Source organism: Microcoleus sp. AT8-A3, from assembly GCF_036705675.1.
GTDB lineage: Bacteria > Cyanobacteriota > Cyanobacteriia > Cyanobacteriales > Microcoleaceae > Microcoleus.
The window spans coordinates 403-25,541 of record NZ_JAUBVD010000036.1 but is presented as its reverse complement, the minus strand read 5'-3'; the positions used below and the strand labels follow the sequence as shown (position 1 = coordinate 25,541).

Annotated in this window: 19 protein-coding genes; 10 read left to right on the top strand and 9 right to left on the bottom strand. The window is 46.3% G+C overall.

Annotated features, from left to right (window positions below):
• Positions 1-194: 194 nt before the first annotated feature.
• The 4 genes from QUB51_RS19795 to QUB51_RS19780 form a co-directional block, all read right to left on the bottom strand.
• A complete protein-coding gene (locus QUB51_RS19795; RefSeq protein WP_333051394.1) occupies positions 195-974 on the bottom strand; it encodes a class I SAM-dependent methyltransferase in 780 nt (259 codons plus the stop codon).
• 527 nt (positions 975-1,501) lie between these two features.
• Positions 1,502-3,079: a sodium:proton antiporter gene (locus QUB51_RS19790; protein WP_333051392.1), complete on the bottom strand. Its 1,578-nt coding sequence runs from the start codon at positions 3,077-3,079 to the stop codon at positions 1,502-1,504.
• A gap of 34 nt (positions 3,080-3,113) precedes the next feature.
• Positions 3,114-4,034, bottom strand: coding sequence for a DUF389 domain-containing protein (locus QUB51_RS19785; protein ID WP_333051391.1), 921 nt, complete (start codon positions 4,032-4,034; stop codon positions 3,114-3,116).
• Between the two features lie 263 nt (positions 4,035-4,297).
• Complete coding sequence (locus QUB51_RS19780; RefSeq protein ID WP_333051389.1) at positions 4,298-4,471, bottom strand: hypothetical protein; 174 nt, start codon at positions 4,469-4,471, stop codon at positions 4,298-4,300.
• Between the two features lie 161 nt (positions 4,472-4,632).
• Between QUB51_RS19780 and QUB51_RS19775 the strand changes: the two genes are divergently transcribed.
• The 4 genes from QUB51_RS19775 to QUB51_RS19760 all read left to right on the top strand — a co-directional run bounded on the left by QUB51_RS19775 (position 4,633) and on the right by QUB51_RS19760 (position 5,954).
• The gene (locus QUB51_RS19775) at positions 4,633-5,049 is read left to right on the top strand and encodes an MAPEG family protein (RefSeq protein WP_333051388.1); all 417 of its coding nucleotides are present in this window, start codon (positions 4,633-4,635) and stop codon (positions 5,047-5,049) included.
• A 172-nt stretch (positions 5,050-5,221) separates the two neighbouring features.
• Entirely contained in the window at positions 5,222-5,404 is a 183-nt protein-coding gene (locus tag QUB51_RS19770; protein ID WP_333051386.1) for a hypothetical protein, read from the top strand.
• Positions 5,373-5,732: a hypothetical protein gene (locus QUB51_RS19765; RefSeq protein WP_333051385.1), complete on the top strand. Its 360-nt coding sequence runs from the start codon at positions 5,373-5,375 to the stop codon at positions 5,730-5,732. Before QUB51_RS19770 ends, QUB51_RS19765 begins: the two co-directional genes overlap by 32 nt.
• Before the next feature lie 36 nt (positions 5,733-5,768).
• Complete coding sequence (locus tag QUB51_RS19760; protein WP_333233722.1) at positions 5,769-5,954, top strand: hypothetical protein; 186 nt, start codon at positions 5,769-5,771, stop codon at positions 5,952-5,954.
• Between the two features lie 197 nt (positions 5,955-6,151).
• On the opposite strand, the gene murD is transcribed toward QUB51_RS19760, so the two are convergent.
• Together murD and glyS are read right to left on the bottom strand one after the other, a co-directional pair.
• The gene (gene murD, locus QUB51_RS19755) at positions 6,152-7,498 is read right to left on the bottom strand and encodes a UDP-N-acetylmuramoyl-L-alanine--D-glutamate ligase (RefSeq protein WP_333051381.1); all 1,347 of its coding nucleotides are present in this window, start codon (positions 7,496-7,498) and stop codon (positions 6,152-6,154) included.
• 696 nt (positions 7,499-8,194) lie between these two features.
• Positions 8,195-10,360, bottom strand: coding sequence for a glycine--tRNA ligase subunit beta (gene glyS / locus QUB51_RS19750; RefSeq protein WP_333051379.1), 2,166 nt, complete (start codon positions 10,358-10,360; stop codon positions 8,195-8,197).
• A gap of 145 nt (positions 10,361-10,505) precedes the next feature.
• Between glyS and QUB51_RS19745 the strand changes: the two genes are divergently transcribed.
• Both QUB51_RS19745 and QUB51_RS19740 read left to right on the top strand, forming a co-directional pair.
• Positions 10,506-11,633 carry a HetZ-related protein 2 gene (locus tag QUB51_RS19745; RefSeq protein ID WP_333051377.1) on the top strand — a complete coding sequence of 376 codons (1,128 nt, stop codon included), beginning with the start codon at positions 10,506-10,508 and terminating at the stop codon, positions 11,631-11,633.
• A gap of 784 nt (positions 11,634-12,417) precedes the next feature.
• Positions 12,418-13,443 carry a hypothetical protein gene (locus QUB51_RS19740; protein WP_333051376.1) on the top strand — a complete coding sequence of 342 codons (1,026 nt, stop codon included), beginning with the start codon at positions 12,418-12,420 and terminating at the stop codon, positions 13,441-13,443.
• A gap of 526 nt (positions 13,444-13,969) precedes the next feature.
• On the opposite strand, the gene QUB51_RS19735 is transcribed toward QUB51_RS19740, so the two are convergent.
• The 3 genes from QUB51_RS19735 to trpB all read right to left on the bottom strand — a co-directional run bounded on the left by QUB51_RS19735 (position 13,970) and on the right by trpB (position 16,583).
• Complete coding sequence (locus QUB51_RS19735; RefSeq protein ID WP_333262453.1) at positions 13,970-14,602, bottom strand: ribonuclease D; 633 nt, start codon at positions 14,600-14,602, stop codon at positions 13,970-13,972.
• A 157-nt stretch (positions 14,603-14,759) separates the two neighbouring features.
• A complete protein-coding gene (locus tag QUB51_RS19730) occupies positions 14,760-15,266 on the bottom strand; it encodes a CAP domain-containing protein (RefSeq protein WP_333051374.1) in 507 nt (168 codons plus the stop codon).
• Positions 15,267-15,335: 69 nt separating this feature from the next.
• Positions 15,336-16,583: a tryptophan synthase subunit beta gene (trpB, locus tag QUB51_RS19725; protein WP_333262417.1), complete on the bottom strand. Its 1,248-nt coding sequence runs from the start codon at positions 16,581-16,583 to the stop codon at positions 15,336-15,338.
• Positions 16,584-16,983: 400 nt separating this feature from the next.
• Between trpB and QUB51_RS19720 the strand changes: the two genes are divergently transcribed.
• The 4 genes from QUB51_RS19720 to QUB51_RS19705 form a co-directional block, all read left to right on the top strand.
• Complete coding sequence (locus tag QUB51_RS19720) at positions 16,984-17,352, top strand: translation initiation factor (RefSeq protein WP_333210938.1); 369 nt, start codon at positions 16,984-16,986, stop codon at positions 17,350-17,352.
• Between the two features lie 276 nt (positions 17,353-17,628).
• Complete coding sequence (gene recR, locus QUB51_RS19715; protein ID WP_333051368.1) at positions 17,629-18,222, top strand: recombination mediator RecR; 594 nt, start codon at positions 17,629-17,631, stop codon at positions 18,220-18,222.
• A gap of 450 nt (positions 18,223-18,672) precedes the next feature.
• On the top strand, positions 18,673-20,784 hold the full coding sequence (locus QUB51_RS19710) for a prolyl oligopeptidase family serine peptidase (protein ID WP_333262414.1): 2,112 nt from the start codon (positions 18,673-18,675) through the stop codon (positions 20,782-20,784).
• A gap of 905 nt (positions 20,785-21,689) precedes the next feature.
• On the top strand, positions 21,690-25,139 hold a 3,450-nt coding region (locus QUB51_RS19705), incomplete at its 3' end, for a DUF4347 domain-containing protein (protein ID WP_333262411.1).

The following is a 25,139-nucleotide window of genomic DNA, read 5'->3' as shown; positions in this document are numbered from 1 at the left end:
GGCTTCACTTTCTTCAATTGAAAATCGAAAATCGATTAATTTGGTCATGAACCCCCGGATTTATCAGTGGCTTCACTTTCTTCAATCGAAAATCAAAAATCGATTAATTTGGTCATGAACCCCCGGATTTATCAGTGGCTTCACTTTCTTCAATCGAAAATCAAAAATCGAAAATCGAAAATCGATTGAGTCGGTTAAGATTGTTTTTTGGCAGAGATAACGATGTAGCCTAGATCCTGTTGGTAATGCTGGAAAACTCGACGCATTGCTAAGATACGATCGCGAATTTGCGATCGACTTAAAATATTCCACACAATCCGCACAGTACCCACAAACCCTTCATCTTGCAGCATTCGCGACAAATTTAGGAGTCCCATCGCCCCGGTTTGACACTTTTCTACTTGCAAACCCGCCTTTTGGTAAGCAGCAATCCAGCCCGACTCAGACAAAGGCGTTGAATTAGCCCGAGTCACTTCTGATAAAGCTTTTTGAATTTCTGATTCTCGGTTTCTAGCTAAAAGTTCGTGAGAGAGAAACTTGCCGCCTGGTTTTAAACGATCGCAAATTCCCGATACAATTTTAGCTTTCCCCGACGGTGACTGCATTGTCAGAATAGCTTCAGCCAATACCCAATCAAACTGTTGGGAAATCCGATCCAAGTGAAAAATATCTCCTTCCACAATTTCCACTCGATCGCTCAAACCGGCTGCTGCAACATTAGCACGAGCGCGGGCCACACTGTCGGGATTTTTCTCAACTCCCACTACTTTTACGCCAAAACGTTCAACAAGGGCGATCGAACTATATCCAAAACTAGCAGCCAACTCCAAAACAGTCTCCCCAGGCTGAAAATCCGCCCATTCAAATAACTGTTCCGTAGCAAGTTTCCCCCCCGGCCTCAACATTTTCTTACCCGCCGCGGCCAGAACTTCATGTCCGGGTGCAGTCTTAAAATTGAGAGCAGTATTGGTCATTAAATTGACCTCCTATGTAACCTTAATCTCAGTTTACCCAATTCTGCCTAATCTTTCTATGATCTAGCTCATATTCAAATTCTCGTAGGGTGCGTCAGCTCGATCAATTTTTGACATAACTGTAAAAATTTATGAGGCTGACGCACCCTACAATATCAGGAATTATACCATGTCCGCCCCTCAACAATTCGGACTGTTTTTGATTGCCAACAATACTTTCTGTCGAAAGCCCAAAACCCGTCCTCGTTATAGTAAGGCTCGCGAATTAAATAACTTACAATTTTAATTGTTATTGTGGGATGGGCTCTTATAGCCCGTCATGAGTGGACGGGCTATAAGAGCCCATCCCACACACAAACTTGTGGAAGTTATTTAATTCTCATTCCTAAGCTGTTGGGCATCTAAATTGTATTTTTGGGCAGGCTTTATGGCCCACCCACAAGACTTTTCTTAAATTTGACTATACAACAATTTAAATGCACTTCAGCTTACAACTTATTTCTGTTTATCCTGCAACCGAATTCGCTTTAAGAAACAATTGTCTCATTCCGCTCTTTAAAACATTGCTGCAACACAGAAACAGGCAGCTCCTTCAATTGACCCGATCGCACAAATTCAGCATAAGTATCAGCCTCTATTGCCTCCAAATCCCCTTCGAGTTTGTCGATAGTCATCTGCCGCAGTTCAGGAGATCGATCGTACATTTGATTGATTCCTGCTTGCAGCAAGTTTAATTTTTCTTGAAGCTGACTCACGAGATGATTGGAAAACTCAGGCTCGATTTTACGATCGCCCGATACTTCAGATAGATGCTTGAGAACCCGATTGAGAGCAACACGTTGGGCGATCGCCTCCAGATACTCCTGGCGCAACTCCTGGTTGTTCAACAAGCCCAGTTTTTCCAGCAGCGCCTTGGTGGTTAAACCTTGTACTAGCAGCGTAAATAAAACTACACCAAACACGATCGCAATAATTTTTGGTCGATCGGGCAGAACATGGGGTACGCTCAAAGCTAAAGCAATCGAGACAGAACCCCGCAATCCTCCCCACCAAATTACAGTTTGATCGGGCAATGAAATTTCAGAGTGTCCTAACCAATTGCTCAACCATCCTAAACCAAAAATAGCGATCGCTCGCGTCACAAACATCGCCACTACAGTTATGCCAATCACTCCTAAATTCGTTCCCAAATCAGCAAACCTCATCTGATCGCCAATCAGCAGGAACATGATCGAATTTACAAAAAACGCCAAAAAATTCCAAAATTGTGTCACCGCAAGTCTGGTACTGGGCTGCATACCGATACGAGAGCCGAAGTTTCCAAATATCAAGCCCATCACCACCACACCAATCACCCCAGAACCACCCAATTCCTCCACAATTATATAAGTGCCGTAGGCTGAAACTAAGGTTAACGATTGCTCCACCAAAGGTAAATCAAATGGTTGAGTCAGATAAGAAACTCCAAAACCGATTAAACTGCCGACAACCACCCCAATTCCCACAAAAGCTAAGAAACGCGCAATCAGAATTGGGATGCCAACTTCATCAGTCCCTAGAGAGAATCCCACCAAAAAACTAAAGGCAACAATAGCAATGCCATCATTAAATAAACTCTCTCCCTCCACCAGCAAAGCTAGGCGTTTTTCAACTCCCAGTTCCCGGAACAAGGCAATAACTGAAACAGGATCTGTAGCAGATATACTAGCTCCTACCAACAGGGCGATCGCTAAAGAAACTCCCGCTATTTGGTTGAGAGCAAAAGCCACGCCAGCAACGGAAATAACAACACCCACAACCGCATAAAGAGCGATCGGCACTAAATCCCGCTTGAGTTTAGGCCATTCCAGGTTCCAAGCAGCTTCAAACAACAGAGGCGGCAAAAAAATCAACAGAATCAGTTTTGGCGATAGCGACACCAATCGCACATCTATAAAAGCCAAACCCAACCCAACAATTACTAAAAGCAGCGTGTAGGGAATTTGGCGCAACCAGCCCCATATTTGCGGCAGCACCGCCACACTTAAGGAAACTAATAGCACTAAGAGAAATTGCTTCAGATTGCCCTCTATAGTCACTTGGTTAATTACAGCTTCTGGGGTCATATAATTAGGAATAAAATAGTTAAGGATTCGGTTTTTAGCGGGACTTATTCAGCGTCGATCGCCGCACTTCTTCAACTTGACTCACTTGAAAAATTAAGGTAAATGGTTGACCCATTTCTTTTTCGACAAATGCTTCTAAAAGCTGGACTTGTTTGGGTGTCAAAGCTTCGCTGCTGCGAACAATCAGACGCACTTCCGGCGGTTTCGTCAACCAGTTAGTATCAGTTGCAATCAGTTCCACCCGTTGAAAAGTAATAGTTCGGTTAAGCAACGCCCGCTTCAGACTAGCTTCAAGTTGCGCTTGCTCGATCAATTCCGCAAAACTCACGCCCAGAGGAATTACAAGTATAGCCGTCAATGCTAGCGCCCAAAAGATGGCTTTACGGGCCCGATGCAGGGGGGTGTAGCCGGCCATCAAAAAGGTTAGCATACAGGAGAGAGTAATTCCCAGCAAATTAGTAAGATACAGGAGGCTTGCTCCCAGGCTGAGCGACCAATTAGCTTGAGATAAGCCTAAACCTATAACACAAATTGGTGGCATCAGAGCCACGGCGATCGCCGTTCCCGCCAGAGTAGCAGAAACTTTGGGCTGAACTTTTGCATAGCCACTGATTCCCCCAGCGGCGATCGCAATTCCCAAGTCTAGTAATGTAGGTTTAGAACGAGCTAAAACTTCGCTTCCAAAGTCGGGAATTTGTACCAAAGCGCCCAGAAAACAAGCTAAAAAAATTGCTAGCACCGTCCCGACTGCTAATGCAACTAAACCTTTGCGGAAGATGATAACGTTACCTTCTACCGCTCCAAATGCTAACCCTCGGATTGGCAACATCAGAGGCGCAACGATCATAGCACCGATAATGACGGCTGCACTGTTGGAAAGCAGTCCAAAGGTGGCAATTATACAGGAACCGAGAATTAAGACAAGATAGTTAATATTTAGGGTTGATTCTTCCAACAAGTCAACTCGTATTTGCTTTAGATGCTCTCGAGGAATCCTGCTCCTAGTGAAATATTTAAGACTGTCTCGAATATTGTTGAGCAAAATAATCTCCTTAAGTCGGGGCTTGTATCCGTCACACGATTTTAGATTTTAGATTTTAGATTTTAAATTTACTCCACAGATTTTAGATTTTAGATTGACTACACTGAGGAATCTGGGAGGTTGAACAAAAGTCTAAAATTTGGGCTACTCACGACAAGAGTCGGGGGCTGGTATCCCTATGCAGGTGCGAGCAAAAGAATCAAAATCCCAGCCAGCAAGTTTTCGAGGATGTCCCAGAATCCGAAAGCAATTGTCGCGCCACTAATACCCAGCAGTTGCATCAAATCCCCTGCCTTGAATGACGGGATGGCGATGAATAACGCGATCGGCAATAATTGATTTATAATCAAGATATACCAATCCTTGCAGGAGTCGTAAAAAGATGTAGGGGTAATGCCTTTCTTTGCTTACCTCGGCCTCATGGGGCAACCACGGGGGGTTTGCCCCCTACAATAATTACACAAACGATGCGAGGATTGCTATATATAGTCCACCCCAATAATACCGAATCATGCTCGCAGAAGCAAACGCCACACTTTGGCCTAGTCTAATTACTGTTTCAGCATTAATTCTCTACTTCGTTGTTACCATCAACGTCGGCAGAGCTAGATTCAAATATAAAGTTTCTCCCCCGCAGATGACAGGAAACCCAGACTTTGAGCGAGTGGTGCGAGTTCAGCAAAATACCTTAGAGCAAATGATTCTATTTTTGCCCTCGCTGTGGCTGTTCTCGCAATTTATCAGCCCAATTTGGGCCGCCGGTATCGGCGCAGTTTGGATAATTGGACGTATTTTGTTTGCTTGGGGTTACTATCAAGCTGCCGAAAAAAGAGCGGCAGGATTTGGCATTAGTACCTTAGCTACTTTAGCTTTGCTTGGTGGTTCATTAACAGGCATAATTATGTCGCTGCTGAAGGTGGGAGCGTAACTTCCGATCGACATACTTGTTTTTCTACTCGTTGCCAAGCTCTGCCTGGTTACGCATATCCGGAGGATATGCCTCCACTTTTCCTGTTGAAAAAACGAGGCATATTCTCTGGACAGCGGTTCGCAGGCAGAGTTCGGAAACCAGTTAAATGTAATAAATGTTAGGAGTAAATATGTCAGAAACCAACAAACCCGTATTTGAAATTAACCCGAAACTTTTTCAGCAGCTTGTCGAGTGGCAAGAAAAACTTGAACGAGAAGATGAATTAGCAAGCGAGTCAGAAAACGAGAAACCAACTGAGGTGATAACTCCTCCAGACAGTGATGAACAGCATTCTCAAACAGATAATTTATAGCTGGTGGCTAGCAGCATCTTTGGCATTTCCGGCTGCTGTCTCGGCTCAATCGCTGACACCGAGCCAAATTCAGCAAGTCAATAGCGGTTTGTTTCGTTCTAACTCTCAAGACTTCTTTCAGCAAGGAAATCGCCAACTGGAAAGGGAAATCGCAATTTTGTTGCAAAAAAACGTCGCTTCCCAAGGCAATATTCTGGAGATTGATGAAAAATTGCGCTCTCAGCTTTGTAGCCAATTTAAAATATCGTCGTCGCATTCTGATACAATAAGTGCTGCTCAGATTGCTGATTTTCAGAGCCAATTAAAAGACATTTGCAGACACAATTAAAATGAAAGTGAGGTCAATATTCAAAGTTTAGTGCTAATGGATAAAGAGGCAATGGCAAAGTTAAAAACAGCCATGCTGGAAGCGGAAACCGCTGCTCATTTGGCGGCAATCATTATTGATTATACTCATGAGGAGATAATGATAGCTTTTCAGGAGCTAGAATGGGAAGAGCAGGCTAGAATTAAGGATATTTGGAAGACAGTATGGACGGGGGGTTTATGAAGATTATGGTTAGCCAATTAAAGATGTTGGTGAACCCGCCTCTTGTATCTTGAAAGCGGTAGATTGTGATTGACAGTTGAGTGGGGGCGGGTTTACGAGATTATTGGTTTTAGTCTGTTGGGTGGGGGCGGGTTTACGAGATTATTGGTTTTAGCCATAAATTGTTGGTGAACCCGCCCCTACAGGATTGATGTTCGTTAAATCAGGGATTCGAGGCATAATTGGCGGAAATGATCGCCCCGTTGCTCGAAGTTTTGGTATTGATCGAAGCTAGCACAGGCTGGGGAAAGCAGCACTACTTTAGCGTTGTTTTGTCTGCCTAATTCTGCTGCTCGCGGGATTGCTCGTTCCATTGTTTCGACTATTTCCCAAGCGTTGTAATTTGCTTGTTCGAGCCGATCGGCAAAAATACCTGCCGCATCCCCAATTAGCAACACCCCAGCAGCTTTCGCCTTGATTGTATCAATCCACGCGCGATCGTCCCCTTCTTTGGCGTCGCCGCCCGCAATTAAAATCGCCGGTGCGCTAACAGAAGCCAACCCGACTTGGGCGGCGTCATAATTAGTAGCTTTGCTGTCGTTGATGAAATCTATGCCTTCCCAAGTGCAGATGTGTTCCAGGCGGTGCGAAACTCCGGGGAATTTGGCAATGGCTTGGGCGATCGCACTTTTATCTATCCCCGCCAAATTAGCCGCCGCCACCGCCATTAACAAATTCTGCAAATTGTGTTCTCCCACCATCCGCAAAGAATCAGCAGGCAGAATTTTCTCGCCTTGAGCTATTACCCAACCATCTTGAATATAGGCTCCAAAATCTGTATTTCCCAACAAATCTTTTTCACCTTTGACACTCGTCCAACACGCATCGGGCCAAATGTCAACTCCTTGTTGCCGCAAACAAGGATCGTCGCCGTTGATTACTTGCAATTCCGACTTTTTCAGCAAATGCGCTTTAATGTTGTAGTAATTTTCTAAAGTTTTGTGGCGGCTGAGGTGATCCGGCGTCAAAGTCGTCAAAACTCCGATGCGCGGCGCTACAAACGGCGAGGATTCTATCTGATAGCTGCTGATTTCTGCGATTACCCAATCCGGCTGTTTTTCGCCTAAAGCTAATTCGCACGCAGCATAGCCAATATTGCCGCAAGCGGGAGCGTAAAGCCCGGCCTCTGCAAAAATAGCCGCAATTAAAGCAGTAGTAGTAGTTTTGCCGTTAGTGCCGGTAATTCCCACCCAAGGAGATTTGAGGTAACGCCACGCGAGAGCCATTTCTCCGATTGTTTCAATCCCTAACTCTCTGGCGCGCACTAATGCTGGACTGTCCCAGGGAACGCCCGGACTTACTACTATTAATTCTATAGATTCGACTGGTTCAAAGGATTTACCTAACTCAACATTAATTCCTTCGTTAGCGAATTCCTGTTGCTGTTCGAGCAAGTTTGGGGAAGATGAGCGATCGCTCAGCGTTACTTCCCATCCTTCGCGTTTTAGCAGTCTGGCGGCGGCAATTCCTGATTTTCCTAGTCCAATGATATGAGCGATCGGCATAAGTTGTGTGTGATGGAGCGAATTTTCTTGGTTTTTTCCTCTTATATGTTACGGTTTTTTGGGGATGGTTTAACCGCAGAGGGCGCAGAGGACACAGAGGAGGAGAAGAGAGAAGATAGAAATGAATAATTCTGATACCAATGGATTTGATATTACATCAAAACCTTTGGCGGCAATCTAAAATCCACAATCTAAAATCTAAAATCGATTTCGGTTACGGTTTTTTTTGGATGATTTAACCGCAGAGGGCGCAGAGGGCACAGAGGAGGAGAAGAGAGAAGATAGAAATGAATAATTCCGATACCAATGGATTTGATATTACATCAAAACCTTTGGCGGCAATCTAAAATCTAAAATCTCAAATCTAAAATCGATTTCGGTTACGGTTTTTTTTGGATGGTTTAACCGCAGAGGGCGCAGAGGACACAGAGGAGGAGAAGAGAGAAGATAGAAATGAATAATTCCGATACCAATGGATTTGATATTACATCAAAACCTTTGACGGCAATCTAAAATCTAAAATCTCAAATCTAAAATCGATTTCGGTTACGGTTTTTTTTGGATGATTTAACCGCAGAGGGCGCAGAGGGCACAGAGGAGGAGAAGAGAGAAGATAGAAATGAATAATTCCGATACCAATGGATTTGATATTACATCAAAACCTTTGACGGCAATCTAAAATCTAAAATCTCAAATCTAAAATCGATTGACGATCGCCCCAAAGTCAGCCAACACCCGCGCGTGATTCCGCAGCAAACCCAGTAAATTCAACCGATTGCGCTTAATTTCGGGGTCAGAATCCATCACCAAAACGCTTTCTGGCCCGTCGAAAAAGTTGCTGACAGTTGGAGCAATCTCAGTCAAACTATCTACTAATTGCTGGTAATTCCGAGTTTGTTTGGATAGCTGCGTTTGCGGCACTAACTGCACTACGGCATCGTAGAAAGCTTGTTCAGACGACTTTTGAAATAACTCCGGTTTCACCGCCGCTTTCGGTTCCAATTGTATTTTATCCAAATCACCTTGAGCCGCCAAACGAGTTGAACGGTTGACGGTTTCGTAAATCCGATCCAAAGTCTGGTTATTGCGGATTTGTTGTAGGAAAAGTGCTCTTTCCAGTGCGTCCAACAAATCTCTCAATGCTCGTTCAGTATATTCTGGGTCGTTTTCTCCCAAAACTGCATTTACCAAATCGTAATCTACATTCTTTTCTTCTTGCAACAAAGTCCGAATTCTTTGCAAGAAAAAATCGTATAACTGATCTAGCAACTCGGCTGGTGTTTCGGGGCGCGCTGCGGTAAATTCTGCGACAACTTCTGCGAGCAAGTTGTGCAAGTTGAGTGGCAACTGAGCCGCCAAAATAATGTTAGTTATTGCATTGGCTGCGCGACGCAAAGCGAAGGGATCGGATGAACCAGTCGGCAACATTCCCAAGCCGAAGATGCTGACTAATGTATCTAATTTGTCTGCTATGGCGACAATTTGACCTGTCAGAGTTTGGGGCAAATTGTCGCCCGCACCTTTGGGCAAATAATGTTCAAAAATCGCTGTGGCTACTGTTTCCGATTCGCCACTTGCTAAGGCGTATTTCTGCCCCATGATTCCTTGCATTTCGGGAAGTTCGTAAACCATTTGGGTTACGAGGTCGGCTTTGCAAAGTAAGGCGGCTCTTGCTACATCAGCTTGCTCTTCCTCTGTGATTTGCAGTTGATTGGTGATGAGACTGGCAATCTTGCACAGGCGATCGACCTTGGCGCGCACAGTCCCTAAATCTTCCTGGAAAGTTACTGTTTCCAACTTGGGCAAATAATCCTCTAGAGGCTTTGCCAAGTCTGCTTTGTAGAAAAACTGACCGTCTGCCAATCTCGCCCGCACTACTCGCTCGTTACCGGCGGCAATAATCGCGGCTTTAGCGGGATCTCCGTTAGAAATTGTAATGAAATAGGGCAGAAGTTCTGGATAATCGGGGCTTTTGAGGATGGGAAAATACCGCTGGTTTGTAACAATAATTGTGGTGATTACTTCCGGCGGCAATATCAAAAATTCCTCGTCAAATTTGCCGACAACTGCGTTCGGCCATTCTACTAAGTCGGTGACTTCTTCTAACAAATCTTCGGTAATGTCGGCGTAACCGCCTTGTTTTGTCGCTGCGGCTTCTACTTGTGCTTTAATTTGATTTTTGCGCTGGGTTCGATCGACCTCAACGCAAGCAGCCCGCAGACACTCGACATAATCCTCGGCTTGGGGAATGGAGACCCCTCCCAGGGGTGTAGGGGGGGTGTATAACACCCGGTGTCCTTGGGAAATTCGATCGCTCTTGACCGTATCCGAACCGCTCACCAATGTAATTGGCAGTACAGTATCATCTAACAGCGCCACGATCGATCGAATCGGGCGCGGAAATTTCAAATCTCCGTCGGCCCACCGCATAAATCTTTTGCCTTCTAACTTATTAATCCACTGCGGCACAAGTTCTGTCAAAATATCCGCACTCATCCGCCCCGGAATCTTTTTGAGCACAAACACAAAATCGCCTTTATCGGTAGCGCGAACTTCCAACGCATCAATTTCTACGCCCTGCTTTTTCGCAAAACCTTCGGCTGCTTTCGTCGGTTTGCCATCTTTAAAAGCCGAACTCGCGGGTGGCCCTTTTACCTCTTCTTCTCTGTCTAATTGCTGAACTGGCAGTCCTTTCACGAGAACGGCCAAACGCCTCGGAGTAGCGTATACATTAATTGAGTCATTTGTCAAGGATGCTTCTGCCAGAGTTGCAGGTACCAGTCGCTGCCACTGCTCGACGCTGCCTTTGACAAAAGATGCGGGCAATTCTTCTGTACCGAGTTCTAATAAAAAGTTAGGCATATCGCACCGTAATGGAATTTTGTTTAGGGTAATTTAAGGTAATTTATCCGATCGCGCGATCGTATATCTGAAATATCTGAAAAATACTCAAAAATCCAGGATACCACGTAAAATCGGGGGTGAAAGACAAATAGCTCAACAGCTCATGACCTTGGCGGAAAGACTGGCACAAGATTGGAAGTCACGACTTGAACAAGATTGCCCGGACGAAAATTCTAGCACCCGCGAGAGTGTTGTCCGCTGGCTGTTGGGAGACAAGCCCGAAAGATTTGACACTCTTAGCCCAACTCAATTGTCTGTCGCCTCTGGGGCGATCGACTTTTTATATCGAATTTTGATTTCTCGGTATCTGGGAGTACCGCCAGAAAAAGCTTACCGCAACTTGATCGGGCGGCTGGGCGGTTTGGTTGTGCTCCGGCAAAAAATCCAAGCGTGGGTTTCCCTGAGTCGCGACAGACAGCGGAGTGCGGTGGAGGTACTGCAAGAAGTGATTCAGGAAATGCTCAATTCCGATCGCTACCTGCAGCAGCAAGTCGCCTGGATTGCCGAATGCACCTCAGACAGACGCCTCCGAAATGCTTTGCTGCTAGCGAGCACAGAAGAATACTGCTTGCGGCCGATCCGCAACCAGCCGCTGCTGGTGTACCGTTTTGTCAACTACCTGCGGCGTGCCCAGCGGGGCGGGTTGACCCAAGTGCCTGCGGGAGACTGGGTGCGGCTGGTGTCGGAACAGGTTCTACCCGACGATACAGACGAACCGCTTAGTCTGCTAGACGAACAGGCGATGTCCGAGTATCGAGAAAATCAAGCTTGGGAAGAGCAGCAAACTCAGCGGCAGATTGTCCAACAAGAATTTGAGAATTACTTGGCTGCTGAAGTCGATCCGCTGGCTTCTCGGTGGCTGCAGCTTTACCTGCAAGGTCGTTCCCAAGAGGCAATTGCCGAGGAGTTGAAGGTTCCGATCAAGCAAATTTACCGCTTGCGAGAAAAAGTCAGTTACCACGCGATTCGGGTTTTTGCGGTCAAACAAGCACCGGAATTAGTCGCCAACTGGCTGGAAACTTCGCTCCAAGAACACAGTTTGGGCTTGACTCCCGCCCAGTGGCAGCAATATTTACAAGACCTCACGCCGGTGCAGCGGCAGTTGGTAGAATCGCTGAAAGCTGGGAAAAGTGTAGAGACGATCGCATCTGAATTAAAGCTGAAAACCAATCAAGTCATCGGCGAGTGGAGCAAACTCTATTTAGCAGCTCAATCGCTCCGCAACGAGTAGATTGGTAATGGGTGGCGGGCAATTGCTAATTGTTAATTGGCGGTAGCATTTTTCAGAATCCGCGCTACAAATCAATTCCCGCACAGCCACAGATTACTGCGAGTTTCCCCGTGGAAAACCGCGCGATGCCCCTTGTGTCCAATCAGGTTAGCTCGATCGGGATGTTGTAGCGCTGCCGTGACAAGCGAGTTTCTCGATCGTAGCCGCTACGTGATTTATCTCGCGCAAATCAATCCAAAATCGAAAATCTCAACTCCTCAAGCCCCCGAATTTATCTCGCGCAAGTCAATCCAAAATCTAAAATCTAAAATCTAAAATCGAATGACGATCGCGCTCCGAGACGATCGCAGCCCACTCTCTGAGGTAAGATACTAGCAGCACGATCGACTTTTGAGGATTTTTTAACCAATCCTAAATTCAGCGGTTGCCCGTAAATCATCGGTTGTGGTGCATCTCTAATACTTGTGCATTAAAGACATAATTCTATTGTTGCCAGCCACGGGCATCAATCTCGGGCGATCGATGATAGTGGGTCTAGACTGCGCTAGTCATCATCTAGCTCTCAATCTTTTGGTAGAATTTGAGGCTGCAATACAGCAGGGAGAAAATTCTGGGACTAAGGATTTTTATTTAATAAAAGCTTCCGGTTGTTAGGCCACTTCCTCCGTCAGGGAAGTTGCAGCGTTTAATTTTATCGCATCAGGTTGGTGCGTCGCGCTCGATCGCGCTTCCAACTACAAAGCAGCTAATGGTATATACATCTTCAACACACTCGGCAGCTACAATGGACTCTGATCGAATATTTCACCTAATCGACACAGTTGTCCCCTTTGAAGCTTGCCTTTATTATCAAGTTTTGCCTTTATCTCTAGAAGGTAATCTATTTAAATTGGGCGTAGTCGATGCCCAAGATGACTCCGCCTTGGACTACGTGCAGCGGATTTTAGCTTACATGAATTGCTCAGTCACAACAGAGCCAATTGCCTCGGAAACTCAGCGCTCGATGCTCTCAGCTTACTTGCTGCACGGCAACCAGCTCCGAGAACCCAGCCAGACAGAAACCGCCGCAGCCCCAAAACCCAAAAATCCCCCATCAGCAACTTCAGGCCCCAATGCAGCAACGCTGCTGTCTGTGCCAGAACCCTCAAGGCCCGCTCCTGAGCGGTTTAAACCTGCTAGCGCTGAGGTGCCCCCGACACCGACACAGGTATCGGTTTTGAATGTCGAGGCCTTGCACTTGTCAAGCCCAGTCGAAGTTTTGGCAACTTTGCCCGCGCCCCAACTGCTGGAAGAATTGCTCGGTAGAGTGCTGCGAGAGGGTATCGGCCGCCTGTTTTTTGAGCGGCACCAGTCCCAAGGCCGGATTCTTTGGAGTCAAGACGGCGTTTTGAAATCGATGCTCGAAGGTATCGATATCGTGCTTTTCCAAGAGGTCATCGATGAGTTGAAACGGCTGACGGATATGCCTGTTGGCCCGGTGGAACAAGCCAAACAAGTCGAAGTTGAGCGCATATACCAAAACACTCATTTGCTGTTGCGCTTGCGGGTAATGACGGTGGGTGGCAAGGAAGAAGCCACTCTGCAAGTTTTGCGGGGGGCAGCTTTGAGGTTTTACCAGCAGCAGCAGTTGTCTACTTTGAGTCGGGACGCGCTGCGGCTGGCCGAAGAATTGCAGCGGAAAGTGAATCAAATTCGCGATCGAACTCGGCTTTCTCCTGTGCCTTTAGAGGGGTTGCCCGCTTTGGAACAGGTGATTAGAAATGTTGACGACCAAATTGAAGCTTTGCTGCACGAACATAATCCCGATTAGCCATAATCAGCAATAGATCACTGTTTTGATTTTTTTTTTAACTCATATCGTTTCCGGTTTTATCGGAATGATTTAACCGCAGAGGGCGCTCCAGAACGCAGAGGGAGAGAATACAGAGAGGAATAATTCTGATGCTACCGGATTTGATATCACATCAAGTCTGGTCAAATAATAATAATTACGTTTGTAGTGAGGACTCAAGTCCAAGCGAGTTTTATGATAACTCAAGTCTTCACTACAAAACAATTTGATGGCAGTTGTGCGAGGTGATACCTAGTCCGGTCGATTCCCTCCGCTTCGCTTCGCCCGAAATCAGGTAGGGGCGGGTTCACCAATAATATCTGCCAATAATTGACAATCTCAAAAACCCGCCCGGCCGGGATATTATGGTCAATCGATCGGACATAATATGACACAATATTATACAATTTCAAAAAAATAATGCAACTGTATGCCCGCGATCTAAACCCTGGTAGTCATCATTCATTCCCAATCTAAAATATAAAATCTAAAATCTAAAATGGTATTAGCCGTGCTCGAAAACATTGTTGTACTGCAATAAATCCAAACTCACAAAAACTGGCAAACACTGAAAACATTGCTGTGCAATTTCCCAGCGTTCTTCTCGCTGCAACATAGCAGTCAACTTTTGTTTAGCGCTCAGCAAATAGCGAACATCATTAGCAGCATAATTTAGTTGGTCGTCAGAAAGATTCGTCGCATTTCCCCAGTCGGAACTTTGAGATGTTTTATTTAGTTCTACCTTTTCGAGTTCGAGAATTAATTCTTTCAATCCGTGTCTGTTGGTATAAGTTCTAGCAATTTTACTAGCTAGCTTGGTGCAGAAAACTGGTGCAATGTCAATACTTAAATTGTAACGCATTGTTGCCATATCAAAGCGCGCAAAATGAAATACTTTCTCAATATTTTCGGCTTCCATTAACTTCTTTAAATTCGGGGCTGCTGTCTGGCCTTTGGCAATCCGCACCACTGCAACTTTACCTTCGGGATTGCACAACTGCACCAAACACAAGCGATCGCGCCAAGGTAGCAAACCCATTGTTTCCGTATCAACGGCGATCGCCTCCGCAGTCAAATAATAAGATAAGAGAGAATCGGGAATATCACCATCGCACACTTGAAAATCTGCAAATTCCATTATTAGTAATTTTTGAATGTTGACTTTTGACTGTTGACTTTTGACTGTTGACTGCCCTCTTCTCTCTTCCCTCTTCCTTCTAACTTCAGCATCTACGTCACACTCGATAATTAATCCGTGTATCCGTGTCCGAATCAGTGTCGTGCCTTCCTTCAAATTATCGACTGCGGACAAAAAGCTGAGTAAAATAATACTCGCCTTTGGCATTTTTCGCAACCCCAATACCGGTCACATTAAACTGACCCTCCATATTTTTGCGGTGGCCATCACTTTTAATCCAACCTTCAACAGCATTGCGTACCGGGTCACTGTAGCCCATATTGTAAGCAAGATTTTCAGCTACACTTTGATAAGGAATCGTAATTGCTTTCGCCCGCCCCTCAAATCCATCGTGACTAAAACTGACTTTACCGTTAGCCATATTTTCGCTGTGAATTCTTGCTATCTGAGTGATTTCCGGATCGACACTCAGCGGCGGCAACTTTTTAGATGCTCGGTATTTATTTATCTGTTGGTTAACCGCTTTTTCTAAGTCAGTAATAGCACTCGAAGCAACATTAGTATTCATGGGAGTTTGTGGCAGCGATCGCGTAGGAATGGAAGTGTCACACTTAGGCAGGATTGTCAACAATCCCAAGCAAATCGAAATCAAACCTTTGGACATGAAATCAAACGAGAAATAAAGTTAATTGTTACCGATTCCTACAGAGCGATCGCCCCACATTCCGCTAACCTAGATATTCAGAACCTTCGCTACAGTGTTCACGTCTTTATCGCCGCGTCCGGAACAATTAAGCACAATGCGCGGATTGCCTGTTAGCTGCGGGCACAGAGTCTCCAAATAGGCGATCGCGTGAGAAGTTTCCAAAGCCGGAATAATCCCCTCCAACTGCGAAAGCCGCTGAAAAGCTTCCAGCGCTTCTGCATCAGTAACACTGTAATATTCAGCCCTACCAGCATCCTTCAAATAACTGTGTTCCGGCCCCACACCAGGATAATCCAAACCCGCACTAATCGAATGCGGCTCAATCACTTGACCCTCATTATCTTGCAGCAAATAACTCATCGCCCCGTGCAGAACTCCCACACTTCCCTTAGTCAAAGTAGCAGCGTGTTTATCAGTTTCCACACCTTCGCCTGCGGCTTCAATACCAATCAATCTGACAGTTTCTTCCCCGACAAACTCGTGAAAAAGACCCATTGCATTAGAACCGCCGCCGACGCAAGCTAATAAAATATCCGGCAAACCACCCCACTTTTCCTGACACTGAGCGCGCGTTTCTTCACCGATTATCGCATGGAAATCGCGCACCATCATCGGGTAAGGATGGGGGCCCGCCACGGAACCGAGAATGTAATGAGTTGTTTCGACATTTGTCACCCAGTCGCGAATCGCTTCCGAAGTCGCATCTTTCAGCGTTCCCGTACCCGCAGCCACGGGCCGTACTTCGGCTCCCATCAAGCGCATTCTAAACACATTTAAAGCCTGTCTTTCCATGTCGTGAACGCCCATGTAGACAACGCATTCTATACCGAAACGAGCGCAAACTGTGGCGGTAGCAACGCCGTGTTGACCGGCACCAGTTTCAGCAATTACCCGCTTTTTGCCCATGCGTTTTGCCAGCAATGCTTGAGCTAAAGCGTTGTTGATTTTGTGAGCTCCCGTGTGGTTTAAATCTTCGCGTTTGAGGTAAATTTGCGGGCCAGTTCCGTCTGCTTTAGCGTAGTGTTCGGTGAGGCGTTCGGCGAAATACAAAGGGCTGGGGCGGCCGACATAATCTTTGAGCAGTTGTTGGAGTTGCTCTTGAAATTCCGGTTCGCTGCGGTATTTGTGGAAAGCCGCTTCTAGTTCAAATAAAGCGGGCATCAGGGTTTCGGGGACGTATTTGCCGCCGAATTGACCAAATCTGCCGAGGGAGTCGGGGCGTTGAGTGGTGGTTTCGGTGGTTTCGGTGGTGAGATGCAGGGGGGTAACAGTCATTTGATTTTAGATTTTAGATTTTAGATTTTTTAGATTGGCGGGTAAGCTAGAGGCTTGATGTCGATCGTACCAAATTGCTTGTGGGCTTGAGGCGATCGAACAAATTTCATTATAATTCCTTGAACGCTTGACAATCAAGCATCCAGGATACCCGCCACGCGATTCATCCGTCCAGAAATAAAAAACCTGTATCCGAGAAACTTACCCCCCGAATCTATCCGCGGGGTCAATCCTTCAATCCTTCAATCCTTCAATCTAAAATCTAAAATCTAAAATCTAAAATCGATTGACGGGCTAATACAATAAGTAGAAGATGGGATCGCATTCCGAGCGATCGCAACCATACCCCAATCCGCTAAAACTAGAAATACCACTAAAAAAAGTTCAAGCATCTTAACCTATGGCAGCATCCAAACGCAAAGATTATGACAGCAAAACAACCGAGGGCAAACGAATAGTTTACTCCGAGTTTGGCAACGTTGACAACTCGGCCGCCCTCCAACGGGGAGTTGCCGAAGTTCCCCCCAATCAACAAAACCTCAAAATCGAAGCATCCCGAAAAGGACGCGGCGGCAAAACAGTTACAATCATCAGCGGCTTTCAGGAAAAACCCGAAACATTAGCAACTTTAGCCAAGCAGCTAAAAGCCCAATGCGGTACTGGCGGCACAGTCAAAGATAATGAAATCGAAATTCAAGGCGAACACAAGCAAAAGCTGCTAGAAATTATCACAAAGTTAGGCTACAAAGCTAAAATTAGTGGAGGGTAAATTAGTCAATATTCCTCAGTGTATGGGCGGGGCGGGTTTATGATATACTTAGTTTTAAACATAGATGTTTGGTAAAACCCGCCCCTACATCGCGCAAATTACAGCGGATTCCAGGTTTATAAAGTACACCCCAGAAACCGGGTTTCTTCTGGATTTCTCGCCAGAAACCGGTTTTATTCAAGAAACCCGGTTTCTCTGTACTTCACTTACCTGGAAAGTGCTGTATACGATCGCGAATCAACTAGAAATGATATTACCAATTACCGCCAATTTTTAATGTACACTCGACCTTTAGCTCGTTTAATCGAACAATTGCAGCGCTTGCCAGGAGTCGGCCCAAAAACAGCCCAGCGGCTCGCTTTACATATTTTGAAGAGGCCGGAAGAAGAAGTGCAAGCCCTAGCTAAATCTTTGATTGATGCCAAACAGCAAGTAGGTTTCTGTCAAGTATGCTTTCACTTATCTGCTGACCCTGTTTGCGAAATTTGCCGCAATCCCAACCGCGACACTCATACCATTTGTGTAGTGTCAGAATCTCGCGACGTAATCGCTTTAGAAAAAACGCGGGAATACATGGGTAAATATCACGTTGTTGGCGGCGTTATCTCGCCGATGGATGGAATTGGCCCGGAACAATTGAACATTCAACCGTTAGTGCGGCGCGTCAGCCAGCAAAAGGTTAAGGAAGTAATTATTGCTATTAGTCCCAGCGTGGAAGGCGAAACTACTACTCTTTATATCGGTCACTTATTAAAACCTTTTACCCTAGTGACGCGCATAGCTTTTGGTTTGCCGATGGGGGGAGATTTGGAATATGCCGATGAAGTTACATTGGCTCGTGCTTTGGAAGGAAGGAGGGAGTTGGATTAGGATCGCGAATTAAATAACTTACAATTTTAATTGTTATTGTGGGATGGGCGTCCCGCCCGTCCAAAAAAGACGGGCGGGACGCCCATCCCACTTTCAAGAGTGGAAGTTATTTAATTCTCATTCCTTATTAGAGATGCGATAACAATTATTTTAGGTATTTCTTAGCAAATAGGTCGGGAGGAATGTAGTCATTATTTAAAATCGCTATTTTGCTCTTAAAACAAGATTAATATATCTCATTAGTTGACGATATTGGTTTTTCAAAAATCCTTTATTATAACGCCGACAAGTTCTGCGAAGTCGGGGTTTTGGTCTTCTGTTTTTTGAGCCGTTGTTGACTTATTTAACCCAGATTTAGGATAAAATTTCAAATCCCAAATTGAGCTACTCTCCCCTGTCACTGCCGCGAAAGGGTAAACTGGACAAAGTTACCGATAGTAGTAAAAAATCATGACCAAATTCGATCGACCTTTCACCTACCCCATAACCCGCAAAATCGACCAAACAGACGACTACCACGGCGTCAAAGTATCCGACCCCTACAGATGGCTGGAAAATCCCGACTCTGAGGAAACCCAAGCTTGGGTGGAAGCCCAAAACGCAGTCACTTTTGCCTACCTCAACGAAATTCCGGCGCGGGAAAAAATCAAACAGCGCCTAACTCAACTTTGGGATTACGAGAAATACGGCATACCTTTCAAAGAAGGCGAGCGCTATTTCTACTACAAGAATGACGGCCTGCAAAATCAATCTGTACTCTATACTTTAACATCCCTCGACAGCGAACCCAAAGTATTAATTGATCCCAACACTCTCTCCGAAGATGGAACCGTTGCTCTGGGTGGAATAGCTATCAGCGAAGACGGCAAATACATGGCCTACGGCTTGTCAAATTCCGGTTCCGACTGGCAGGAATGGAAAGTCCGTGATGTGGCAACCGGCGAAGATTTATCAGACCATTTAAAGTGGATTAAATTCTCAGGAGCATCCTGGACTCACGACGGCAAAGGCTTTTTTTATAGTCGCTACGACGAACCCAACGAAAAAAGCAAGCACGAAGAAGTTAACTATTACCAAAAACTGTTTTACCACCAAATCGGCACGCCCCAATCTGAAGACGTATTAATCTACGAGCGACCCGACCAAAAAGAGTGGGGATTTAGCGGCGGCGTCACCGAAGATGGCAAATACTTGATTATCTCTGTTTGGCAGGGAACTGAAACCAAAAACTTGATTTTCTACAAGGATTTAACTGCACCGGAATCAACCGTTGTAGAACTGATTAGCGAATTCGAGGCTGAGTACAGTTTCATCGACAATGAGGGCTCTATTTTCTGGTTTCAAACAAACTTAAATGCACCGCTGGGCCGCGTAATTGCGATCGACACCAACAACCCACCTCCCTCATCCCTCGCTTGTGATGAAACTCCCCCGTCGCCCAGAGAGGGGGGGTTCACAGAAATTATCCCCGAAGCAGCAGAAACCCTCGAAGGCATAGGCCTCCTGAACAATCAATTTGTCGCTTCCTACTTGAAAGACGCCTACACCCAGATTAAAATTTTCAACTTAGATGGCTCTTTCGTGCGAGAAGTTGCCTTGCCCGGAATCGGTTCGGCGGGAGGATTCAGCGGCAAGCGGCACGACACCGAAACTTTTTATGCTTACACCAGTTTCACCGCACCTAACATCATCTATCACTACAATATGGTGACGGATGAAAGTACGATTTATCGCCAACCAAATGTCGATTTTAATCCAGACGATTACGAAACAAAACAAGTATTTTACCCAAGCAAAGACGGTACGCAAGTACCCATGTTTATCACCCACAAGAAAGGCTTGCAGTTGGATGGCAATAATCCCACCTACCTTTACGGATACGGTGGTTTTGGTATCTCGCTAACTCCGAGTTTTTCTGTTAGCAGGATAGTGTGGTTAGAGATGGGTGGAGTTTATGCGATCGCCTGTTTGCGGGGAGGCGGCGAGTACGGCGAATCATGGCACGAAGCAGGCAAAAAGTTGAACAAGCAAAACGTGTTTGATGACTTTATAGCTGGCGCTGAATGGTTGATCGAAAACAAGTATACCAAACCTGCAAAATTGGCGATCGCAGGCGGTAGCAATGGCGGTTTATTAGTAGGGGCTTGCATGACTCAGCGGCCGGAATTGTTCGGTGCAGCGCTGCCGGCTGTCGGCGTTTTGGATATGTTGCGCTTCCACAAATTTACCATTGGTTGGGCTTGGACTTCTGAATACGGTTCGCCGGAAAATCCCGAAGAATTTCCCACAATTCACGGCTATTCTCCCTTGCACAATCTCAAACCGGGAACGGCTTATCCAGCGACAATGATTACAACTGCCGATCACGACGATCGCGTGGTTCCGGCCCACAGTTTCAAGTTTGCTTCTGCTTTGCAAGAAACCCACGCGGGAGAAAATCCCGTGTTAATTCGGATTGAAACGAAAGCGGGACACGGTGCCGGCAAACCCACTGCGAAAGTGATTGAAGAATTGGCTGATGAATGGGCTTTTTTAGTGCGGGAACTCGATATTGACGCTTAGCAAGCGGCGTTAGAGGGTGCGATCGACGCAGTTTGATGATTTAGATATAAACAGAGTGTAAAGGACGATCGTACTTTTTGAATTCAAGGGCGATCGTTCTTTTTTGTCACCGCAATCCTGGTATTAACATATATAATTTGTCAAGGTTTTTTTGTTAAATTTTGTAGCTTTAAGTTGCTATTATTACATGGCTGTGAGTTTACTGCACCCCAAAGTAGTATAAGTATAAATCTCTAGAAATGCCGTACTCTCAACTTTCAAGAGCGATCGCACCTCAAAGTCAAAATCTGCCAATTTTTAGGAAATTAATATTTTCAGTATATTTACAGTTCAAGCTGTCTGAGGAATGAGAATTAAATAACTTCCACTCTTGAAAGTGGGATGGGCTCTTATAGCCCGTCCACTCATGACGGGCTTTCAGGCCCATCCCACAATAACAATTAAAATTGTAAGTTATTTAATTCGCGATCCTGAGCCAGCCTCGATATCACCAGACTCAGAAAAGCGGCATGAGGGGTCAGACCCCTTGTACTGATAAATCCGTAAGTAATTTACCATGTAACTAACGTTAGACCTGATATCATTTTTCCCAAAAATAGAGGGTTTTGGCTAATATGAAGGCTGTGACCCCTTATTCATGTTATGATTGGCAGCGATCGGTCGCATCAGGACATCCAAGGGCGATCGCTGCAATTCCTCTCTAATGATTGCCTAACATCACAAATAACAAATACAGGAAAATATTATATATCCTAAAAAAAATATTTTTCAAAACTTTATACTGCAAAGTTTATCATCCTCTATGAAAAGGGGTAGCTTAGATTTAGCAACCAAATTAACCAACAATAAGAACCATCCCAAATCTGTCAATTTTGTCATCTACACAAACACGGAAATCTACCAACATGGAAACTAAAATCTTGAGACAAGCTAGCCATAAAGCAGAGACGGCTAGCCGAAAAAATCTAGCGATTGTGGATTCAAAAGTAGAAAACTACCAAGAGTTGCTCAGGGGAGTGAAAAGCGATACAGAAGTAATCCTGCTCGATAGATTCCGGGATGGAATCGAACAAATTGCCGAAATAACAGCATCAAGGCACAGCCTCAACAGCATTCAAATAGTTGCTCACGGCGCATCAGCATCAGTAGAAATCGGCCGGGCCGAACTCAATATTCACAATATAGAAACCTATTCCAGCCAATTGCAGCAGTGGGGTAAAGCTCTCAACGAAACAGGTAGTATTCTGCTGTTAAGTTGCAACACAGGCGCAGGGGAATCTGGTCTAAAATTCATACAAAAACTCAGCCAAATAACAGGAGCAAATGTTGCAGCTTCCAACAATCTAACAGGGAGTGCAGCATTAGGCGGCGACTGGGAATTAGAAATTACTACAGGACAAATAAATACCGAAATAGCCTTTGAAAAAGAAGTCCTAGAAGGCTACACATCAGTCCTGGCTACCTTAGCGGCTGAAGAATTTAAAAATCCAACAGCGATCGGGCCTTGGATTTATAATACGGAGGGTTCACCTCCTGGCTTAACCGCAGGCACCGGCCCCGGCGTTATTCCCGGTGTAGTCGGAGGGCCAGTCGATCCACCCGGATCCGGTGCTTTGAGATTAACATCAAACGCCTTTGACCAAGCAGCTTTTGTAATCTACAACAACCCCATCTCCGCCACTGAGGGTCTGAGAATTACCTTTGATTTCTTTGCCTATAACAGAGGTACTGTCCCTGATCCGAATGGTGAGCTCCTTGGTGCGGATGGCATTAGTTTTTTCCTCATTGACGGAACAGCTACGCCAACACAAGCGGGAGGCTTTGGCGGCTCTCTCGGCTATGCTCAGAATAATAGGGATGGAATTGTACCGGGTATTAAAGGAGGTTATTTAGGTATCGGATTAGACGAGTTTGGCTTTTTTTCTGCCAGTCAATCAGGATCGGGAGGGCGTGTGGGCGGCCCGGGGCAGAGGCCGGATTCATTAGGAATTAGAGGCAGCGAAAACACATCTTATAAATTTTTAACTAGCACTCCCATTGCCATTGGTATAGATAATACAATGGCGCCCAGTCGCACTACTCCTAATACTAAAAGAAGCGTCCAAATTACATTATTCCCGACGAGTTCAGCAACACCTAACCATCGTCTTACAGTTGCCTTCGATTTGACCGGCGACGGCGACTTTAATGATGCGGGCGAAACACCGATCGACATACCAAATTTGGAAGCCCTAAACGGAGAAGTGCCACGTACTTTTAAATTTGGCTTTGCTGCTTCGACAGGGGGAAACACAAACATTCACGAAGTTAACAATGTCATCGTCCAAAGTATAGATGAGCCTGCACTCCGCGCCGACGTTTCCATTGTTAAAAAAGGCCCGCTGTTCGCCACACCCAACAGCACCATTACCTATACGATTACCTCCACAAATAACGGGCCAGACAGCGCCGAAAGCGTCCTGATTCAAGATCCCCTGCCTGCAGGCTTAAGTTTCGTCAGCGCCTCCGACCTCGCCACATACAATCCCACAACGAGGACGGTCATCTGGCCGGTGATTCCGACTCTGGCTAACGGTGCTAGCCAAACCCGCACCATCACAGCCACAGTTTCCCCAACAGTCACAGCTCCCTTAACCAACACTGCCTATAGCACATCCAGCACTTTCGACCCAAATCTAGCTAACAACAATAGTTCCCAACCCATCTCTCAAGTCTCAACTACAATTGTTGCTGCTCTTGCCGACGTTGTTACCACCAAAACCGGGACTGCGGCTGCTGCACCGGGTGAAACAGTTACTTACATAATTTCCACAGTCAACAACGGGCCAAGCACAGCCACAAACGTCACCGTTACCGACAGCATTGTTCCCGGTTTAAATATAGTTAGTCTACCCAACGACGCTGTTTACAATGCAGAGACTGGGAGTGTCACCTTCCCAGCGATTCCCAGCTTGCCTTCCGGTGCTCCTCCTGCCATCAACACAGTCAGCTTCATCGCACCTGCATCCGGCAGCGTCAGCAACACCGCCAGAAATACCTCAGCTACCCCAGATCCTTTTCCTGAAAACAACAACGGCACTGATCCGCTGGCTACCTTCACCACAACTCTGACACCTAGTGCCGACGTTGTTACCAGCAAAACCGGGACTACGGCAGCAGCACCGGGTGAAATAGTTACTTACACAATTTCCACAGTCAACAACGGCCCAAGCACAGCCGCAAACGTCACCATTACCGACACCATCCTTCCCGACTTAACAGGAGTCATCCCCTCCGACGGCGGCGTCTACGATCGGGTTACAGGCATTGTCACCTTCGCGCCCGTTCCCAGCTTAGCCAGCGGTGTCACCGTCAACAACACAGTCCGCTTCATCGCACCTGCATCCGGCAGCGTCACCAACACCGCCAGAAGTACCTCAACTACCGCTGACCCCACTCCAGGCAACAACGCATCTACAGTCACCACAACTCTGACACCTAGTGCCGACGTTGTTACCACCAAAACCGGGACTGCGGCAGCAGCACCGGGTGAAGTAGTTACTTACACAATTTCCACAGTCAACAACGGCCCAAGCACAGCGGAAAACATCACAATTACTGACAGCATCGTTGGGGGCGCAACAGAAGTCAACGGCGGTGTCTACGATCCCAATACAGGCATTGTCACCTTCGCGCCCGTTCCCAGCTTAGCCAGCGGTGTCACCGTCAACAACACAGTCCGCTTCATCGCACCTGCATCCGGCAGCGTCACCAACACCGCCAGAAGTACCTCAACTACCGCTGACCCCACTCCAGGCAACAACGCATCTACAGTCACCACAACTCTGACACCTAGTGCCGACGTTGTTACCACCAAAACCGGGACTGCGGCGGCTGCACCGGGTGAAGTAGTTACTTACACAATTTCCACAGTCAACAACGGCCCAAGCACAGCCGCAAACGTCACCATTACCGACACCATCCTTCCCGACTTAACAGGAGTCATCCCCTCCGACGGCGGCGTCTACGATCGGGTTACAGGTATAGTCACCTTCGCGCCCGTTCCCAGCTTAGCCAGCGGTGTCACCGTCAACAACACAGTCCGCTTCATCGCACCTGCATCCGGCAGCGTCACCAACACCGCCAGAAGTACCTCAACTACCGCTGACCCCACTCCAGGCAACAACGCATCTACATTCACCACAACTCTGACACCAACTCCAACTCCCACACCAACTACAACTCCCACACCAACTACAACTCCCACACCAACTACAACTCCCACACCGACTACAAGTCCAACTCCCACACCGACTACAAGTCCAACTCCCACACCGACTACAAGTCCAACTCCCACACCGACTACAAGTCCAACT

Coding starts and splice junctions, on each gene's coding strand:
- QUB51_RS19795 (WP_333051394.1), bottom strand. CDS start 974: ATGACCAATACTGCTCTCAATTTTAAGACTGCACCCGGACATGAAGTT.
- QUB51_RS19790 (WP_333051392.1), bottom strand. CDS start 3,079: ATGACCCCAGAAGCTGTAATTAACCAAGTGACTATAGAGGGCAATCTG.
- QUB51_RS19775 (WP_333051388.1), top strand. CDS start 4,633: ATGCTCGCAGAAGCAAACGCCACACTTTGGCCTAGTCTAATTACTGTT.
- QUB51_RS19770 (WP_333051386.1), top strand. CDS start 5,222: ATGTCAGAAACCAACAAACCCGTATTTGAAATTAACCCGAAACTTTTT.
- QUB51_RS19765 (WP_333051385.1), top strand. CDS start 5,373: ATGAACAGCATTCTCAAACAGATAATTTATAGCTGGTGGCTAGCAGCA.
- QUB51_RS19760 (WP_333233722.1), top strand. CDS start 5,769: ATGGATAAAGAGGCAATGGCAAAGTTAAAAACAGCCATGCTGGAAGCG.
- murD (WP_333051381.1), bottom strand. CDS start 7,498: ATGCCGATCGCTCATATCATTGGACTAGGAAAATCAGGAATTGCCGCC.
- glyS (WP_333051379.1), bottom strand. CDS start 10,360: ATGCCTAACTTTTTATTAGAACTCGGTACAGAAGAATTGCCCGCATCT.
- QUB51_RS19745 (WP_333051377.1), top strand. CDS start 10,506: ATGACCTTGGCGGAAAGACTGGCACAAGATTGGAAGTCACGACTTGAA.
- QUB51_RS19740 (WP_333051376.1), top strand. CDS start 12,418: ATGGACTCTGATCGAATATTTCACCTAATCGACACAGTTGTCCCCTTT.
- QUB51_RS19735 (WP_333262453.1), bottom strand. CDS start 14,602: ATGGAATTTGCAGATTTTCAAGTGTGCGATGGTGATATTCCCGATTCT.
- QUB51_RS19730 (WP_333051374.1), bottom strand. CDS start 15,266: ATGTCCAAAGGTTTGATTTCGATTTGCTTGGGATTGTTGACAATCCTG.
- trpB (WP_333262417.1), bottom strand. CDS start 16,583: ATGACTGTTACCCCCCTGCATCTCACCACCGAAACCACCGAAACCACC.
- QUB51_RS19720 (WP_333210938.1), top strand. CDS start 16,984: ATGGCAGCATCCAAACGCAAAGATTATGACAGCAAAACAACCGAGGGC.
- recR (WP_333051368.1), top strand. CDS start 17,629: ATGTACACTCGACCTTTAGCTCGTTTAATCGAACAATTGCAGCGCTTG.
- QUB51_RS19710 (WP_333262414.1), top strand. CDS start 18,673: ATGACCAAATTCGATCGACCTTTCACCTACCCCATAACCCGCAAAATC.